The 430-nt window shown below is 69.5% G+C and carries 1 protein-coding gene; it reads right to left on the bottom strand.

Annotated features, from left to right (window positions below; genetic code table 11):
* Positions 1-65: 65 nt before the first annotated feature.
* A partial coding sequence (locus tag AC2JF9_RS09575) for an enoyl-CoA hydratase-related protein (RefSeq protein ID WP_500727320.1) occupies positions 66-430 on the bottom strand: 365 nt, incomplete at its 5' end.

Below are 430 nucleotides of genomic sequence, written 5' to 3'. Positions count from 1 at the left end.
AATGCGATGCCTGTCATCGTTACGCCTCTCCTCCACGCCTTCTCCCCCAGGGGAGAAGGGACAACCTACCTGCCCCGCCACTCCGCCTTCCGCTTGGCGACGAAGGCGCTCATGCCTTCCTTCTGGTCCTCGGTGCCGAACAGGCCGTGGAACAGCCGCCGCTCGAACAGGATGCCCTGCGCCAGGCCGGTCTCGAAGGCGGCGTTCACCATCTCCTTGCAGGCGATGGCCGCGAGCGGGGCCATGGCAGCGATCGTCTCCGCCGTCCTGAGCGCCTCTTCGAGCAGGCTCTCCGCCGGCACCACGCGCGCGACGAGGCCGGAGCGCTCCGCTTCCTCCGCTCCCATCGTCCGGCCGGTCAGGCACATCTCCATCGCCTTGGCCTTGCCGATCGCGCGGGTGAGGCGCTGCGAACCGCCCATGCCCGGCG

This window comes from Lactobacillus sp. C449L, from assembly GCF_059900815.1.
Note: the sequence above shows the minus strand (reverse complement) of the source record. Positions and strands in the feature narration are given on the sequence as shown.